We start from the raw sequence: 16,539 nt of genomic DNA, 5'->3' as shown, positions 1-16,539 counted from the left end.
TGAATAAAGTGACACACAAAGGGTGATGACTTTGTGCCCGCTTTTGGACAAATTCACAGTTTGTGACATGTTGAGGGTCAAAGAAAAGATGAAATGCACTCGAACTGTACGTTCTGGAGACCTGTCGTGGCCTTGCAAATTTCCTCCTCACCCAACTTAATCACACCCGCGCTTGACCGCAGCATCAAGAACAACATCGCCCGCAAATCAGGCAACAAACATGTGCACGGTGACACCTACAAACAGCGGACCATGTGGAAAAAAATTTGCGACTTTGTGGGCTCGACACGCGCCATCAACGTCGTCGGCAAAGCGCATTTTGAATCCAAACAATACTCCGAAGCAGCCATTCTGCGAAAAGACTACCAAGCCAAACAAAAATCAAACGCGCTGGGCCGCGACCTGACCGATGAGGAATACGACGAGGCCGTGTGGAATTCCAGTGGTGTTCAAAACCGCTTGATGCGTGAAGACTATATTCGCTACAGCCCAAATTATTACAACAAGGACAATGGCCATACGTCACGCAATCTGTGGGCTCGGCGTTTCTCCAATCTGAGCCATATTTTGCACGGATTGTGTGAAATGAATGCAGCACCCACAGGCATGACTTACAACGTGATGCGCAATACTGCTGCCAGTGGTGTGGATGAAAAAAGCACCAAAAACAAATTTCTCATGTTCGGCATGCTTGGGTTCATCGGTGTAGCCACCACCGAATTGTTGACCGCAATACGCGGCCTTTCAGGCAACACGGCCACTTTCTTGGGGCAAGGTATCTTGAACTTGCTCATTGCATTTCCAGTGGCCTCTTCAGCCTTGGGTTTGCTGGGCTTCTGCGCAGGCTTGGCCAGTCAAATTGCGGTTCAAAAACACAAGGTCAACACAAAACAACAGCAGGAATTGTCGAAAGACGTCAGCGACAATCTTCAAAAATTACTGTCGCAACTCAAAGCCATCAAAAACAAACCCGAACTGATTCAAATCATGGTCAAGGCCATGCAAGGCAAGCACCATCTGCTGAAGAAAATCAAATCGGATAGCCTTGATACCCAAGGTATTCCACACATTCTGAATTCTGCCCTGGCCGCAATCGACCCAGCCAAAACCGAGCTTGAAAACATGCAAGCCCTTAGAAATGCTTTGGGGCAATACATGCAAGTTGACAAGCCAACCGGCGACTCGGCAACCCTTTGGGCACGCTATCGTTATGCCAAAGCAGTCACGACCAAAGAAAGCCATTATGTGGCGCTGGTCAGTACAGTGGACCACATGGAGATCGCCAACCCGCATGCCAAGGCGATGAAAGATGCACGCCGGCAAACCGAAGAAATTGCAGCGCCCGCCATCCACAATTTTGCCCTCAAAACACTTGCCTACCCTGCGGCATTGCTTGATCGCGTGGCCAACACCCACATCGCACCCACCTTGCGAAAATGGGCCAGTGAAAGTTATCAAAAAGCACATGCCAAGAAAATGAGCGACCCTGTCAGGGCCTCAAAAAACTGTTTCAAGGGTGAATACATGGCCAAGAATATCCACCAATATGGACCAGTGACCCGCGCATGCATAAAAATTGCTGAAGGCATGCGTTTGTTCAACATGAACGTGGTTTTGGCATCCAACGCAAACCTGTCACGAATCTTTAACAACATTGCCCTTCTTGCACACAACGCTGTGGGCACCAGCCCGGCTTCACGCTCCATGTGCAACAGTCTGGGGCGTTTTTTCGGTGGTGCAGTGCTGGCCATCATCTTTGGCACTTTTATTCCCATTGCCGCCGACGCCACGGGCAGCCCCTCAACAGTCAGCACCGAAGGAAATTTTCCGGTGAACTTCTCAATGACCAACATTGGCATTCTGATGTTCCTGCTGTCCACACCCACCTTGCTGGTTCAAGGCCTTGCGCATGTTGCTGCACGGGTAGAAGGCTGGAAAGGCAATATCAACAAAACCGTTCCAAACGGTGTGCCTGCATTCCAGTTTTCACGTTGAATTTCCTCGTCAAGAAGCTGTTTGGCAAGCACCTTTCAAGTCTGCAATAATCAGTGTGTCGTCATAGTCACTTCACAGGTCCTATGAAAACAAACTCGCATGATTTGGTCGATGCCCAAAAGGTACCCAAGCCGATAGCCGGCCTTTTGCAAGGCGCGGGCGTACGCATCAACGGCCCTGAACCCCACGATATTCAAATACTCGACGAACGCCTGTTCGGTGCTGTGCTCGGCCATGGCTCTCTGGGTTTGGGTGAGGCCTACATGAACGGATGGTGGACGGTAAAACGACTTGACGAAATGATGTATCGCCTGATGCGCAACAACGCCGATGAGCACACCAAAGCCTGGACCAAAATGCAATGGCTGATGTTGGCTTTGCGTGAAAAAGTCATCAACCTGCAGGCACCCACGCGTGCATTTCAAGTCGGGGAACATCATTACGACACCGGCAACGACCTGTTCGAGGCGATGCTTGATCCGCTCATGATTTATTCATGTGGTTATTGGGAACAAGCTCACACGCTTGAACAGGCTCAAGTGCACAAACTCAACATGATTTGCCAAAAATTGCAGTTGCAACCAGGTGAGAAATTGCTGGATATCGGTTGTGGCTGGGGTGGGTTGGCTTGGTACGCTGCAACACATTTTAACGTGCAAGTACTGGGCATTACAGTATCAACCCAGCAACAACAATATGCCCGGGCGCGTTGCGCCGGGTTGCCTGTAGAAATTGAATTGATTGATTACCGCGACCTTCAGGGTCAGTTTGACAAAATAGTTTCTGTGGGTATGTTCGAACACGTAGGTTTGAAAAATTACCCAGCCTACTTTGACGCCATACACCGTCTTCTGAAGAAAGACGGGCTTTTTTTATTGCACACCATTGGTGGATTCAATAAAACCGAGGCCACCGATCCCTGGATCGACAAATACATTTTTCCGAACGGAAAAATCCCGTCGCCCAGCGAGATTGCCGAACATGTTGACGGCAAACTGGTGCTGGAAGACTGGCACAACTTTGGCACGGATTACGACAAAACACTGATGGCATGGCATGCCAATGTTGAAAAGGCTTGGCCCACACTTCAAGCCAATTACGATGAACGTTTTCATCGCATGTGGACCTATTACCTGATGACCTGCGCAGCTTACTTCCGTGCCCGCAAAGGCATGCTGTGGCAACTGGTTTTCAGTCACCGCGAGAACGCTCAGGTCTATCGCAGTAAAAGACCCCGGTTCTGACTTCACTGAATTTATTACACACACGTATTAATTGACTGATCTGTCTGATTTCCATATATTACGCATACGTAATATATGGAACGCACATGGATCGTCGTCTTTTCTTCATGCTCAACCGCGCGCGTGCTGTACTTTATCGCCACGCCGACAGTGGCGTTGAACAAGCCATTGGTGTGCCGGCCGCGCAGGTCAGTTTGTTGTTTGCACTGGATAAATTTCCACACGCTTCCATGCAAGAGCTTGGCGAAGTGCTTGGTTTGAACAGCTCTGCCATGACCGGTCTGGTGCAACGCATGAAAACCGCCAAACTGATTGAACGGGTGGTTTCAAGAGAAGATGCCCGCGTGGCTCACCTGAGAATGACCAACAAAGGCAGGGACAAAATGCAGGCCGCCAAACCCCTGTTGGTCAAATTGAATAAACAACTGGTCGAAGGTTTTACCACGGAGGAAATTGACACCGTGCTGAAGTTTTTGAATGCCGTACACACGCGTTTCTCGCAACCCAAAGGAGACCCCGAATGAACGCCATGCGCCTGGCCCAAACACTGGCCAGCAATCCATTTTTCCAGTTTGCCAAACTGGGCTCTGTGAATAAAAACTCAGAAGAACACGTTCAACTGGGTTTTGATTCTTTTCTGAAAAACCACATTGGAACCCTCCATGCTGGCGCCTTGTTCACCGCCGCTCAAGCAGATGCAAAAGTGCGACTTCTACAAGCATTGGCACTGCACAGCCATGGCTGGAAAATCACGGCTTATACCAGCAGAATCGCTTACAAACGACCCGCGAAAGGGCCTGTTTGGATCCACACCGCAGCGCCCACAATTGATTTCGACAACAGACTTGCGCAGACGGTGAGCACTTTGAACAACGAAGCCAACGAACCCCTGGCTGAGCTTCACATTCAGTTCACACTGCTTCAAGGAGAACAATAATGTTGGACACACTACTTACCCTGATCATGCGACCCCTGGTCAAGATGCAAATGGATGGCAAAGTGCCTTTTGCCAAAGCCTGTGGTGTTCGGTTAAGCAGCATGGGCGAGGGCGTGGCTCGGTGTGAAATGGCACAGAGGCCCGAACTGCTGGACGACACTGGCAAGCTTGCTGACGGTGCTCTGTTTACCCTGGCCGAGACCTGCTCGGGCGCAGCCATGGCGGGTGGCTTTGCCTCCGTTATTTTGGGAGTGCGGCCAGTAGCCGCTCAGGTTGAGTTTGAAGTGCTGCAACCTGCCCTTGGCCTTGTCAATGCCCAGGCCAAGGTGGCGCAAGCCATTTCGCCGCTGAAGAAGACGCTTCGTACTACTGGAAAAATCAATTTTCCAGTTGAAGTGGAGGTTAGCGATGCGAGCGGGCAAAGCGTGGCCCGCATGCGTGTGACCTGGAACCTGAAGAAAAATTAAAGAGTCCGCTTAGTGCGCAGTGCGCAGGTGCTTCAGACTTTTATAGGCCAGTACACTGGCCAGCAACATAAGTACCGCGCCAGCAATTGAAGTCAGTTGCATGCCTTCCATAAAGGCATGCCTGGCGGCTTGCAACAAACTGATTTGTTCCATTGCCGGCAATTGCACAGCAGAAGCCACGGCCCCACCCAAGGTATCTTGGGCGGCACGCTGAATCTCGCTTGGCCAGGCTGGGTTCAACAAACTCTCCATGCGATCCCGGTAAATGGCCACACCGATGCTGCCGAATACTGCAATACCCACTGCACCGCCGAATTCAGCACCCGTTTCTGCCAATGCAGATGCAGAACCGGCCTTCTCCGGTGGTGCACTGCTGATGATCAATTCTGTTCCCAAAGTAAACATCGGAGACAAACCCAAGGCAAGTACCACTGTAGCCAACACCAGCAATCCCATGTCGGCTTTAATGCTCAACAAAGCCAGGCCGGCAAAACCAATCGCTGTACCCAACAATCCAAATACAACCAATTTCGCTTGTCCCAATTGTCTGGCCAGCCAAGGCGTGATGTTCGTGCCCACCACAAAAGCGAGTGCCCAGGGCACTGTCCAGGCCCCCGCAACCAAAGGAGTCAAACCCAGCACCAGTTGCAGGTATTGGGCGATGTAAACGTAGACACCAAACATGGTCAGGCAACTCAACAGGTAAGTGCCCAGCACCGCCTTGAAGCCGGGTGCCTTGAACAGGTTTAGATCAATCAGTGGATCCTTCAAGCCCGCTTGCCGACGCACAAACCACACGCCAAGCGCCAAACCCCCCACTAAACACAAAGCTCCGGTGATGTTCAAACCCTGTTCCGCAGTGTTTTTCAGTGCATAAATAAGGAGAAGTACAGCACTGAGTGAAAGCGCTGCACTGGGCAGATCCATGCGACCTGCAGATTCATCCTTGTATTCAGGCAACAGGCGTGGCGCGAGTACCAACAATAAAATCATCACCGGTACATTGATCAAAAAAACCGAGCCCCACCAGAAATATTCCAGCAATACCCCGCCGACCAAAGGCCCCATCACTGCGCCAATTGAAAAACTGCTGATCCAGATACCAATGGCCTTCATGCGCTCGGCGGGGTCATCGAACATGTTTCTAATCAACGAAAGCGTAGAAGGCGCAATCGTGGCACCAGCCAAACCGTGCAAAGCGCGCGTCACGATCAACATTTCTGCGCTGTTTGAAAAAGCCGCCAACACTGAGGCCACGCCAAATGCCGCCGCACCAATCATCAGCAAACGCCTGCGACCAATCCGGTCACCCAGTGTGCCCATGGTGATCAAGGCACCAGCTACCATGAATCCATAAATATCAACAATCCAAAGCAGCTGCGCGCTGCTGGGCTGGAGGTCAGCACTAATGGCGGGTATTGCGAGATTCAATACCGTCAAGTCCATGGAGTAAAGTACACAAGCCAATGCAATGACCGAAAGGCCGATCCACCTTGCTTTGCTGGATTCCATGAAGTTGCATCCCCAATAAAAAACCCCACGACGTAGTGTGTGGGGTTTGAGCTTAATCGAAGATTGTGATTATCTGATCAAGGACGTTGTTCTTAAACGTCAATATTGCCTGCTTTCAAAGCGTTGCTCTCGATGAACGCACGACGGGGCTCAACTTCATCGCCCATCAGGGTCGTGAAAATTTGATCTGCCGCAATGGCGTCTTCAATTTGAACGCGCAGCAAACGGCGCACGGTGGGGTCCATGGTGGTTTCCCACAACTGTTGTGGGTTCATTTCACCCAGGCCTTTGTAGCGCTGTTTGGTAATTGCTTTTTCTGCTTGTTCACGCAACCACTGCATGGCTTCGCGGAAACTTTGCACCGCCTGTACCTTTTGTTTTTCACCTTCGCCACGTTGAATTTCGGCGCCTTCGGAAATCAAGCCTTTGAAGGTTTTCGCGGCGTGGGCCAACAGTGGATAATCAGCGCCGTGAACGAAATCCGGATCAATTGTGGTGACACGCACATTGCCGTGGTGGCGGCGGTGAATCAAGACACGATGCTTGTCGCTTTGCTCATCGAACTGTGAAAAGACAGTCATGATTGTTGGATCGAGTACTTCCTGCAAGCGGGCTGCGCTTGCCTTGGATGCTTCTTCCGAATCCAGATCCAGTTCAACACCTTCCACAATCGCGTTCAGTACATCGGGATCGATCAAACGGCTCAAACGGCGTACCACAGCCTCCACGGTCACAAACTGTCGGGCCAATTCTTCCAGTGCTTCACCCTTGATTGGGTCTTTGCCTTCACCAGGAATCAGCGCCGCTTTTTCCAAGGCAATGGTCAGCATGTACTGCGCCTCTTCCTGATCATCTTTCAGGTAACGCTCATCTTTACCGTGCTTGACTTTGTACAGTGGCGGTTGCGCAATGTACACATGGCCATGTTCAACCAGTTCCGGCATTTGGCGATAAAGCAGAGTCAACAACAGGGTTCGAATGTGTGCGCCATCCACGTCCGCGTCGGTCATGATGATGATGCGGTGATAGCGCAATTTCGCCAGATTGAAATCGTCCTTGCCAATGCTGGTACCCAAGGCAGTAATCAGCGTGGTAATTTGCTCCGAAGTCAGCAATTTGTCGAATCGGGCTTTCTCAACGTTGAGTACCTTGCCGCGCAGCGGCAGAATGGCTTGGAACTTGCGGTCTCGACCCTGTTTGGCCGAGCCACCCGCAGAGTCACCCTCGACAATGTAGATTTCGCATTTGGCAGGGTCGCGTTCCTGACAATCGGCAAGTTTGCCCGGCAAACCAACACCGTCCAGCACGCCCTTGCGTCGCGTCATGTCACGCGCTTTGCGAGCGGCTTCACGCGCACGCGCTGCTTCAACAATCTTGCTGCAAATCAGCTTGGCATCGTTAGGCCGTTCTTCCAAAAACTCACTGAGCACCTTGGCCACAATGTCCTCTACGGGTGCACGCACCTCGCTTGACACCAGTTTGTCTTTGGTCTGGCTTGAAAACTTGGGTTCAGGCACTTTTACAGACAGCACGCAGCACAGGCCCTCGCGCATATCGTCGCCAGTCACTTCCACTTTTTGCTTCTTGGCTATTTCATTGACTTCAATGTATTTGCCAATTACGCGGGTCATGGCGGCACGCAATCCAGTCAGGTGCGTACCCCCATCGCGTTGCGGGATGTTATTGGTGAAACACAACACCGATTCATTAAAGCCGTCATTCCATTGCATCGACACTTCAACGCCAATGCTGGTGCCGGGAATGCCACCGTAAGTTTCGGCTGGGCGTTCACCCGCCGCGTAAAATGTATTGGGGTGCAAAATTTTCTTGTTGGCATTGATGAATTCAACAAAACCCATCACACCGCCACTGCCAGCGAAATCATCTTCCTTGCCTGTGCGCTCATCTTTCAAGCGAATGCGCACACCATTGTTCAGGAAGCTGAGTTCGCGCAGTCGCTTGGCCAGTATTTCATAGTGGAAATCATTGTTCTGCTGAAAAATTTCAGTGTCAGGCAGGAAATGTACTTCAGTACCACGCTTGTCCGTGGTGCCCACAATTCTCATGGGCGATACATCAACACCGTCTACTTGCTCGATAATCCGGTTTTGAACAAAGCCACGCGCGAATTCAAGCTGATGTACTTTGCCTTCACGGCGTACCGTCAGGCGCAACCAACTCGACAAGGCATTGACGCAACTCACACCAACACCGTGCAAACCACCAGAAACCTTGTAACTGTTCTGGTTGAATTTACCGCCGGCGTGCAACTCGGTCAGCGCAATTTCAGACGCCGAGCGCTTGGGCTCGTTTTTGTCATCCATTTTTACACCGGTCGGAATACCCCGGCCGTTGTCGGTCACGCTGATTGAGTTGTCAGCATGAATAGTCACCACGATGTCATCGCAATGGCCAGCCAAGGCTTCGTCGATCGAGTTGTCGACGACTTCGAACACAAGGTGATGCAAACCGGTGCCATCGGATGTGTCACCGATGTACATGCCAGGACGCTTTCGGACCGCTTCCAGACCTTCGAGAATCTGGATTGAACCTTCGCCATAATCTGCGTTGTTGCCTTGTACGGGCAAATCACCGCCATTCTGTGTTTCTGAAGTCATAAGAGTGTTGTTGTTTTCGTTTTATTGTCGTTTTAAATACGCATGGGCATCACGACATACTTGAAATCGTCTTTGCCAGGGGTGGTCACCAATGCACTGCTGTTCCCGTCTTGCAACGTAAACTGCACGGTTTCCGACTTGAGGTTGTTCAACACATCCAACAAGTAGTTTACGTTAAAACCCACGTCAATCTCGGGACCTTGGTATTCGACTTCCATTTCATCCCGGGCTTCTTCCTGATCCGAGTTGTTGGCCACAATGGTCAAACCATTGGCGCTTAACACCCAGCGAATGCCGCGGAATTTGTCGCTGGTCAAAATCGAGGCCCGCTGCAGCGAATGCAACAAGGCATCACGGGAAATGACCACATGGTGCTGGTGGGTTTTCGGAATCACCCGTTGATAATCAGGAAACTTGCCCTCAACCAGCTTGGTGATCAGGGTAATGTCCGAGAAAGTGAACTTGGCCTGGTTGCTGGCCAAATCAATAGTCACGGTGTCATCCGTATCATTCAACAAACGCGACAGTTCAAGCACGGTTTTACGCGGAATAATCACCTCATGCTTGGCGGTACCGCCTTGGCCAGGCGCGTCAGCGTAGGCCAAACGGTGTCCGTCGGTGGCGACAGCTCGAACGCAAGCACTTTCAATGACCAGCAACACGCCATTCAGGTAATAACGCAAATCTTGCTGAGCCATGGAAAAGTGAACCATGCCCAACAAATTCTTTAACATTTTTTGGGGCAAACTGATCTGAGTGACCCATTCTTTGGGTTCCTGTACCAGTGGAAAGTCTTCTGCTGGCAAGGTTTGCAATGCAAAACGGCTTTTCTTGGCCTGCACGGACATCTTCTTGCCGTCCAGTTTCACCATCACATCCGAGTCTTCAGGCAGTGATCTCAAAATATCCAGGAATTTTCTAGCAGCCACAGTGGTTGCAGTGTCTTCGCCACCAGCACCCACTTCCGCACTGGTTTGAATCTGCATCTCAATGTCTGAAGACAGCAGAGTCAGCAGGCCTCCCTGTTTCTTCAACAGAATGTTGGCCAACACCGGCAAGGTGTTTCGACGTTCGACGATGTTGCTGACGATTTGCAGTTTTCGAACCAATGCATCGCGCGAGCTATGAATTAATTCCATTTAATATTTCCTTATAGGATTAGTTAATAGAGTTGATTCAATTCTGTGGACAACTCTATTTTTTCCTTTGAATTGAGCTTCTTAGGTTCTTTCGAAATTGGTGTAGAACTTCCGGGACTCGATCTGCATACTGTGGATAACTTTTTTCGAATTTTTCAGGTTCTTTTTTTTCTGTGGATAACTCGTATTGTTGTGCACGTTTGTTACACAGTTATCCACAATTCTAAATCAACCCTTCAAGGTTTGGTCCAGCACATGCAGCGCATGGTTCAACTCTGAGGATTGATTTCGCAATTCCGATATTTTGTTCACAGCGTGCAGCACCGTAGTGTGGTCTCTTCCACCAAACAACTCACCAATTTCCACATAGCTTTTTTCAGTCAATTCCTTGGCCAAATACATGGCCACCTGGCGTGGCAACACAATTTGTGCTTGCCTGCGCTTGGAGAACATGTCTGCGACCTTGATTTTGTAGTAATCGGCCACTGTTTTTTGAATGCTCTCCACGGACACCTGACCATGGTGTACCGAGATCATGTCGCGCAAAGCTTCCCGCACCAGATCCATTGTTACTGGTTTGTTGTGAAAGCTGGCAAAAGCCATGATTCGGCGCAAGGCACCTTCCAGTTCACGAATATTGCTTCGCATGTGCTTGGCCACGAAAAAGGCCACGTCTTCTGAAAACAGGATTTTTTTGCTGTTCAGCTTTTTTCAGCAAAATGGCAACCCGCATTTCAAGCTCGGGAGGCTCAATGGCCACGGTCAAACCGCTATTGAAACGGGAGATCAGCCGGTCGTCCATGCCCTGAATGTCTTTGGGATAGGTGTCACTGGTGATGATAATTTGCTTTTTGGCAGCAATTAACTGCTCGAATGCGTAGAAAAATTCTTCCTGGGTGCGGCTTTTGCCCCCGAAAAACTGAATATCGTCAATCAAGAGCAAGTCGAGTGAGTAATAAGAGCGCTTGAATTCTTCGAATGCCTTTTTTTGGTAGGCCTTGACCACATCGCTTACATACTGTTCGGCGTGAATGTAACGAATTTGAGTGTTTGGGTTTTGTTCCAGCAGGCGGTTGCCGATGGAATGAATCAAGTGGGTTTTGCCCAAACCAACACCGCCGTATAAAAACAGCGGGTTATAGCTCACACCCGGGTTGGATGCCACTTGTTCTGCGGCAGCTCGGGCCAGCTGGTTGGCACGACCCGACACAAAATTGGAAAAACAAAGGTCTCGGTTCAAACGGCTACGTTCATAGACCGTGGCCGCAATTTCGTCGCGCTTCACGGCGGCAACTTTGGGTGCACCTTGCGCGGCGGCATCACTGTTGTTCTTGGCTGGCGCTGCGGGGGGCGCTACGAGGGGACTCGCCTGTTTAGCGGCTACTTGCCACTGAATGGCCATATCGCAGCCAAAAAACTCGGTGGCCAGTTCATTGAAACGGCCACCATAATTATTCAGCACCCAATCAAGCTTGAAGCGGTTTGGGGCGGCCATGCTCAGGCTCGCGGTGTTTTCATCAAATTCAACCACAGTCAGTGGTTCGATCCACAGTTTGATTTGTTGGGCTGGAATTTCCTTCCGAAGCGCTTCAACACAGTGGTTCCAGAATTGATCAATCACGTTATGAACAGCCTTATTATTCGGATGAACTGCTTTGCAGGAATTAAAACTCAGCGCTCCATTGTATCCAAACCCCCACGGATTGAGTGAGTGATTAGCTGCCTTCACGCGAACTTGCAGATTTTTCTAGGTTTTTCCCGAATTTGCCTCTATAATTTTGGGTTCCCTTGGTGTGAGCGTCGATCCATGTCGGCTCTGCCTGACCGATAAGTACCGGTTAGTAACAGGCTAACCCAGGGGCCAAACCAGTTTTAATTAATTTTTCGCCAAATTTTAAGCCCATGTGGGCCAGAGGCTTGCCATGAAACGCACTTATCAACCTTCTAAAGTTCGCCGTCAAAGAACACACGGCTTTTTGGTACGTTCACGCACCCGTGGTGGTCGTGCCGTGCTGCGCGCACGTCGCTCCAAGGGCCGTGCACGTTTGTCCGTATAAGCCTGGCGCTTTGAACATTCTGAATTGCACAGGGTGGGTTCCGGGTCGCATGCGACAAAAATCACTCGATCTGAAACATTTGGTGGTCTGTTAAAAACCAGGCCAGTGGCCAAAACAGATCGGTTGATGCTTCACGCACTGTTCGAAGACACCCCGCCGCAATTCGGAATACTGATTCCCAAGCGCTTGGCCAAACGGGCCGTGGATCGCAATACGCTAAAACGTTTAATCCGCCATGCCTGCCAAGACTCGCTGGGTAACTACCAAGGCAGATTTCTGGTTCGCTTGAGCAAGCCAGTGTGTGCAGTAGGTCATTCAGATCGAGCAGCGTGGTGGATAGAACTCCAACAACTTTTCAACGATCTCTCACGGCGCGTGCCATCACAGCACTGATCCGAGGCTATCAGCTTGCTGTTAGCCCTCTTTTCCCGCCTTCTTGCCGTTTTTACCCCAGTTGCTCGGAATACGCCCTTGAAGCAGTTAAAATTCATGGCGCATGGAAAGGAGCGGCTTTGTCTTTTGGCCGCATTTGTCGATGCAATCCCTGGAATGCTGGCGGTTTGGACCCTGTTCCTGAAGCTCGCCACACCAGTCACGACTCTTAGTCATTAAGCTCAGTAATTAAGGATTTAAATGGAAACGCGCAGGCTAGTCCTTTTGATGATATTCAGCTTGTCTCTCATCATGCTTTGGGACAATTATCAGGCTTCTATTGGCAAGCCCACCTTGTTTGGCCTTAGCACTGGCGCTCAAACCAGCGACCAAGACGATGTCGCCAAGGCTGGTGGTTCAACTGCTGCCAATGCAGCGAATGACTTGCCTCAGCCAGTGGCCCCGACTGCCGGTGATGTGCCTGCAGATCCGAACGCGATTGCATCGAGCGTTGCTGAAGCAGCGCCTGCAGCGCAAACCATTACTGTCAAAACCGATGTACTTGAACTACAGTTTTCAAGCCAAGGTGCACAGCTGATTACTTCAAAATTGCTCAATCACCCTGCTGCCGAGAATCCGGAATTGCCGGTTCAGTTGTTTGAGCAAACAGCCAACCGTACTTATGTTGGCCAGGCTGGCTTGGTGGGTGTGCCTGATGCACCCAATCATCGTACCTTGTTTGAGCTGGTGTCGGGTTCTACTGAATTTGCACCTGGTCAGGATGAGCTGAAGCTCGTGTTTAAAGCCACAAGCGGTGGTGTTGAAAACACAACCACCTACACAATTTTCAAGAATCGCTACGACATTGACCTCGTGATCAATGCACGCAACATAAGCACAGAGCCCGTATCACCCAGTGCATATGTGCAAATTACGCGTGACGGCAACCCGCTTGAAAGTGACTCTTCCCTGTATGCAACATTCACAGGGCCGGCTGTTTATACACCTGAGAAGAAGTACCAGAAGATCGACTTTGAAGACATCGCCGATCGCAGTGCAGACTATGTAAAAACCGCTGATTCCGGATGGTTGGCGATGATTCAGCATTACTTTGTGTCAGCCATCATTGGTCAGGATGGTCCTCGCGAGAATTACACCCGTCAGGTAGATTCCAACTTGTACTCCATTGGCCTCGTGAGTAGCCTGGGTACTTTGGCGCCTGAGCAGACTGGCACCTATACGGCCAAACTGTACACAGGCCCGCAAGATCAAAGTGTGCTGGAAGCCTTGTCCCCCGGACTGGATTTGGTCGTGGACTACGGTTGGCTTACCGTGATTGCCCAGCCTATTTATTGGTTGCTGGAGAAAATTCACAGCTACATCGGCAATTGGGGTTGGGCCATTGTGGTACTGACCATTTTGATCAAGCTGGTGTTTTTTCCGCTGTCAGCCGCCAGTTACAAATCGATGGCAAAAATGCGCAAGGTTGGCCCGCGCATGCAAAAGCTGAAAGAACAATATGGCGATGACAAAATGGGTTTCCAGCGCGCCATGATGGAAATGTACAAGCGCGAGAAAATCAACCCCTTGGGCGGTTGTATGCCCATTCTGATTCAGATCCCAGTGTTCATTGCTTTGTACTGGGTGTTGCTGGCCAGTGTTGAAATGCGCAACGCACCTTGGTTGGGTTGGGTAACCGATTTGGCTGCGCCGGATCCCTTCTACATTTTGCCTGTGATCATGGCGGTAACCATGTTCATCCAGACCAAGTTGAATCCAACGCCCCCCGATCCTGTTCAGGCCAAAATCATGATGATCATGCCGTTGGTGTTCTCGGTCATGTTCATTTTCTTCCCGGCTGGTTTGGTGCTGTACTGGGTTGTTAACAATATTTTGTCGATTGCCCAACAGTGGGTAATTACACGTCAAATTGAGTCTGCACCAGCCACTGCACGGTGATCCCATCGTCGCCATCGCCACCGCGCCCGGTAAGGGCGGGGTGGGGGTGGTGCGGTTTTCTTTTCCTTCTTCTTCCAGTTTTCAGACCTTTTGCATGGCGTTTTGTGGCAAGTTGCCCAAACCGCGCCTGGCAACTCTTTTAACGCTTCGTGATTTTGATAAGCACGCCATTGATGAGGGCATTGCCCTGTTGTTTAACGCGCCTGCATCATTCACCGGCGAAAATGTGCTTGAGTTCCAGGGCCATGGTGGTCAGGCAGTGTTGCAAGGTGTTGTGGCGCATGCCCTTTCCCTTGCCCGGCAGTTGAATATTCCGTTGCGCCATGCCATGCCAGGTGAGTTTACGCAGCGTGCGTTCTTGAATGACAAACTTGATCTGGCGCAGGCTGAAGCGGTGGCCGATTTGATCGATGCTGGCTCTATAGCGACAGCCAAAGCCGCCGCGGCGTCGCTCAGTGGTGTGTTCTCGAAGCAGGTCAATGATCTGGCCGACCGGATTGTACATTTGCGTTTGCTGCTCGAAGCCACACTTGATTTCCCTGAAGAGGAAATCGAATTTCTCGAGAAGGCAGATGCCAAAGGTCAACTTGCGGATATCTTGAATGCACATCGACAGTTGCTCGGTGCAGCGCAGGAAGGAGTGAAGTTTCGCGATGGCTTGCAAATTGTGCTGGTGGGCGAGCCCAATGTGGGTAAGTCGAGTTTGTTAAACGCGCTTGCCGGCGAGGAAATTGCGATCGTATCGTCCATTGCGGGCACCACGCGGGATCGAATCAAACAGGAGCTGAATATTCGTGGCATTCCGTTGGTGTTGGTTGACACGGCCGGTTTGCGTGAAACAGCGGATGAGGTGGAAAGAATTGGCATTGAGCGGACTCGAAAATCAGTGGAGGAGGCCGATCTGTTGCTGATCCTGAAAGATGCAACTCAGGACTCACCGAGTGCGTTGAACACCCACCTTGAACTGCCGGTGCATTTGCCTACCATTACCGTGATGAACAAGGTCGATTTGCTGCCTGAGATGCCACAATTACCGCTCGACATACTGCCAGTGTCCGCAAAAAATGGTCAGGGCTTGGAGCTGTTAAAAGACGCCATATTGGCCAAGGTGGGGATCGCCCACACGCCCGACCATGGTTTCATGGCGCGACAGCGCCACGTTGATGCTTTGATGGTGTGCGGTCAGCATCTTGCGGCCGCACATGAGTTCGCACAACAGGATGATCGAATCCTGGATTTGTTTGCAGAAGAGTTGCGCCTGGCGCACGATGCTTTGGGCGAAATCACCGGGCGTATGTTGCCCGATGATTTGCTGGGCTTGATTTTCAGTCGGTTTTGTATCGGCAAGTAATTTCTAGTCGCACAACATCAGTTGGGGATCGGCAAATGCCATTTGATCGATCAGTTCAGATTCCTGCTCAAACACAGCACTTAAAAACACCAGCTGCTCGCACAGCGATTCAATGGATTCGTTATGACTTTCAGGGTCCAGGTGCACGACTTGTTGGGTGCGCTCAACCTCATCCAGGTATTGCGTCATCAGGGTTTGCAGGGTGGGTTTGTTCAGCGTCCAGGTTTTCAGCTGAACCACCAAGGCAAAGCGTGCCTGTGCTGAAGCAGTTTTACGCAGTTGTTGAGCAAAATGTTTTAGCCCGTGTGCCACGTTGTCCAGCTCCATGGTGACTCTGGCTTCGGACTGGCGAAAATAAAGCGGTTCGCAGTCGTGTTGGTGATGTTGGACCAGTGCGATTGTCATGATGGCTTGCTCCGCAAAGAATTCGGTATGAATCCATCTTACTGACTTGAATTTTCTTGCCCATTCCGTGAAATGAGGATGCTTGTTTCTGATGCCCCCCCGAAAAGCGGAACCCTTTGTAAAAAAAGGCAAAATGCAGGCTTAATTGTTACCGTGAATTCATGTACTCTTTGGGTGGAAGAAGAGACCCAAAGGTCCTGTGTGCCTGACTTAGCCTGCGAACAATGAAAAATCAAAAAATCTTGGTGCTCGAAGATCACCCCCTGATTTCAATGGTGATTGAGGACGTCTGCAAAGACATGGCTCCCCACGCCCAAATTCATGTGGCGACCAGTCTGGTTCAAGCCCGTGAACACCTGTTTGAAAAACCGGACCTGATTATTTTTGATCTGACCCTGGTGGATTCCAAAGGACAGGAAACGATTGAATGGCTTGATTCCATGTTTCCCAAAGTTTGCGGATTAATTTATACGGGTTTTGTGA

Annotated in this window: 15 protein-coding genes and 1 pseudogene; 11 read left to right on the top strand and 5 right to left on the bottom strand. The window is 50.6% G+C overall.

Annotated features, from left to right (window positions below; all coding sequences use genetic code 11):
- The first annotated feature begins 126 nt into the window (after positions 1-126).
- The 5 genes from A0129_RS04650 to A0129_RS04630 all read left to right on the top strand — a co-directional run bounded on the left by A0129_RS04650 (position 127) and on the right by A0129_RS04630 (position 4,643).
- On the top strand, positions 127-1,995 hold the full coding sequence (locus A0129_RS04650; RefSeq protein ID WP_291712833.1) for a hypothetical protein: 1,869 nt from the start codon (positions 127-129) through the stop codon (positions 1,993-1,995).
- Between the two features lie 83 nt (positions 1,996-2,078).
- A complete protein-coding gene (cfa, locus tag A0129_RS04645; protein ID WP_291712830.1) occupies positions 2,079-3,239 on the top strand; it encodes a cyclopropane fatty acyl phospholipid synthase in 1,161 nt (386 codons plus the stop codon).
- Between the two features lie 86 nt (positions 3,240-3,325).
- Positions 3,326-3,763 (top strand): MarR family winged helix-turn-helix transcriptional regulator, encoded by a 438-nt coding sequence (locus A0129_RS04640; RefSeq protein WP_291712829.1) that lies wholly within the window; start codon positions 3,326-3,328, stop codon positions 3,761-3,763.
- On the top strand, positions 3,760-4,176 hold the full coding sequence (locus A0129_RS04635; RefSeq protein WP_291712827.1) for a DUF4442 domain-containing protein: 417 nt from the start codon (positions 3,760-3,762) through the stop codon (positions 4,174-4,176). Before A0129_RS04640 ends, A0129_RS04635 begins: the two co-directional genes overlap by 4 nt.
- Complete coding sequence (locus tag A0129_RS04630; RefSeq protein ID WP_291712824.1) at positions 4,176-4,643, top strand: PaaI family thioesterase; 468 nt, start codon at positions 4,176-4,178, stop codon at positions 4,641-4,643. The genes A0129_RS04635 and A0129_RS04630 overlap by 1 nt, the downstream gene beginning before the upstream one ends.
- Positions 4,644-4,652: 9 nt before the next feature.
- Here the strand turns inward: A0129_RS04630 and A0129_RS04625 are convergent, their stop codons facing one another.
- The 4 genes and pseudogenes from A0129_RS04625 to dnaA form a co-directional block, all read right to left on the bottom strand.
- Positions 4,653-6,155 carry an MFS transporter gene (locus A0129_RS04625; protein WP_291712822.1) on the bottom strand — a complete coding sequence of 501 codons (1,503 nt, stop codon included), beginning with the start codon at positions 6,153-6,155 and terminating at the stop codon, positions 4,653-4,655.
- Positions 6,156-6,247: 92 nt separating this feature from the next.
- Positions 6,248-8,773, bottom strand: a complete 2,526-nt coding sequence (gyrB, locus tag A0129_RS04620; RefSeq protein ID WP_291712820.1) for a DNA topoisomerase (ATP-hydrolyzing) subunit B — start codon at positions 8,771-8,773, stop codon at positions 6,248-6,250.
- Between the two features lie 32 nt (positions 8,774-8,805).
- Positions 8,806-9,912, bottom strand: coding sequence for a DNA polymerase III subunit beta (gene dnaN, locus A0129_RS04615; protein WP_291712818.1), 1,107 nt, complete (start codon positions 9,910-9,912; stop codon positions 8,806-8,808).
- A 228-nt stretch (positions 9,913-10,140) separates the two neighbouring features.
- Positions 10,141-11,530, bottom strand: a pseudogene (gene dnaA, locus A0129_RS04610) (chromosomal replication initiator protein DnaA).
- A gap of 304 nt (positions 11,531-11,834) precedes the next feature.
- Between dnaA and rpmH the strand changes: the two are divergent.
- From rpmH to mnmE, 5 genes are read left to right on the top strand one after another with little or no spacing between them, the layout of a single operon-like run.
- Positions 11,835-11,969, top strand: a complete 135-nt coding sequence (gene rpmH / locus A0129_RS04605) for a 50S ribosomal protein L34 (protein ID WP_008247028.1) — start codon at positions 11,835-11,837, stop codon at positions 11,967-11,969.
- Between the two features lie 33 nt (positions 11,970-12,002).
- Positions 12,003-12,362, top strand: a complete 360-nt coding sequence (locus A0129_RS04600) for a ribonuclease P protein component (protein WP_341710462.1) — start codon at positions 12,003-12,005, stop codon at positions 12,360-12,362.
- Positions 12,269-12,574, top strand: coding sequence for a membrane protein insertion efficiency factor YidD (gene yidD / locus A0129_RS04595; protein ID WP_341710461.1), 306 nt, complete (start codon positions 12,269-12,271; stop codon positions 12,572-12,574). The genes A0129_RS04600 and yidD overlap by 94 nt, the downstream gene beginning before the upstream one ends.
- Positions 12,575-12,602: 28 nt before the next feature.
- Complete coding sequence (gene yidC, locus A0129_RS04590; protein WP_291712812.1) at positions 12,603-14,300, top strand: membrane protein insertase YidC; 1,698 nt, start codon at positions 12,603-12,605, stop codon at positions 14,298-14,300.
- On the top strand, positions 14,272-15,651 hold the full coding sequence (gene mnmE, locus A0129_RS04585) for a tRNA uridine-5-carboxymethylaminomethyl(34) synthesis GTPase MnmE (protein WP_291712811.1): 1,380 nt from the start codon (positions 14,272-14,274) through the stop codon (positions 15,649-15,651). The genes yidC and mnmE overlap by 29 nt, the downstream gene beginning before the upstream one ends.
- A 3-nt stretch (positions 15,652-15,654) precedes the next feature.
- Here mnmE and A0129_RS04580 read toward each other — a convergent pair whose 3' ends face one another.
- Complete coding sequence (locus A0129_RS04580) at positions 15,655-16,056, bottom strand: hypothetical protein (protein WP_291712809.1); 402 nt, start codon at positions 16,054-16,056, stop codon at positions 15,655-15,657.
- Between the two features lie 224 nt (positions 16,057-16,280).
- On the opposite strand from A0129_RS04580, the gene A0129_RS04575 reads away from it, so the two are divergent.
- Positions 16,281-16,539 (top strand): response regulator (locus tag A0129_RS04575; protein ID WP_291712806.1); only part of this gene is annotated, 259 nt, incomplete at its 3' end.

This window comes from Limnobacter sp. CACIAM 66H1 (assembly GCF_001601825.1).
GTDB lineage: Bacteria > Pseudomonadota > Gammaproteobacteria > Burkholderiales > Burkholderiaceae_B > Limnobacter.
Note: the sequence above shows the minus strand (reverse complement) of the source record. Positions and strands in the feature narration are given on the sequence as shown.

Coding starts and splice junctions, on each gene's coding strand:
- yidC (WP_291712812.1), top strand. CDS start 12,603: ATGGAAACGCGCAGGCTAGTCCTTTTGATGATATTCAGCTTGTCTCTC.
- cfa (WP_291712830.1), top strand. CDS start 2,079: ATGAAAACAAACTCGCATGATTTGGTCGATGCCCAAAAGGTACCCAAG.
- A0129_RS04580 (WP_291712809.1), bottom strand. CDS start 16,056: ATGACAATCGCACTGGTCCAACATCACCAACACGACTGCGAACCGCTT.
- gyrB (WP_291712820.1), bottom strand. CDS start 8,773: ATGACTTCAGAAACACAGAATGGCGGTGATTTGCCCGTACAAGGCAAC.
- dnaN (WP_291712818.1), bottom strand. CDS start 9,912: ATGGAATTAATTCATAGCTCGCGCGATGCATTGGTTCGAAAACTGCAA.
- A0129_RS04640 (WP_291712829.1), top strand. CDS start 3,326: ATGGATCGTCGTCTTTTCTTCATGCTCAACCGCGCGCGTGCTGTACTT.
- A0129_RS04630 (WP_291712824.1), top strand. CDS start 4,176: ATGTTGGACACACTACTTACCCTGATCATGCGACCCCTGGTCAAGATG.
- A0129_RS04635 (WP_291712827.1), top strand. CDS start 3,760: ATGAACGCCATGCGCCTGGCCCAAACACTGGCCAGCAATCCATTTTTC.
- rpmH (WP_008247028.1), top strand. CDS start 11,835: ATGAAACGCACTTATCAACCTTCTAAAGTTCGCCGTCAAAGAACACAC.
- A0129_RS04625 (WP_291712822.1), bottom strand. CDS start 6,155: ATGGAATCCAGCAAAGCAAGGTGGATCGGCCTTTCGGTCATTGCATTG.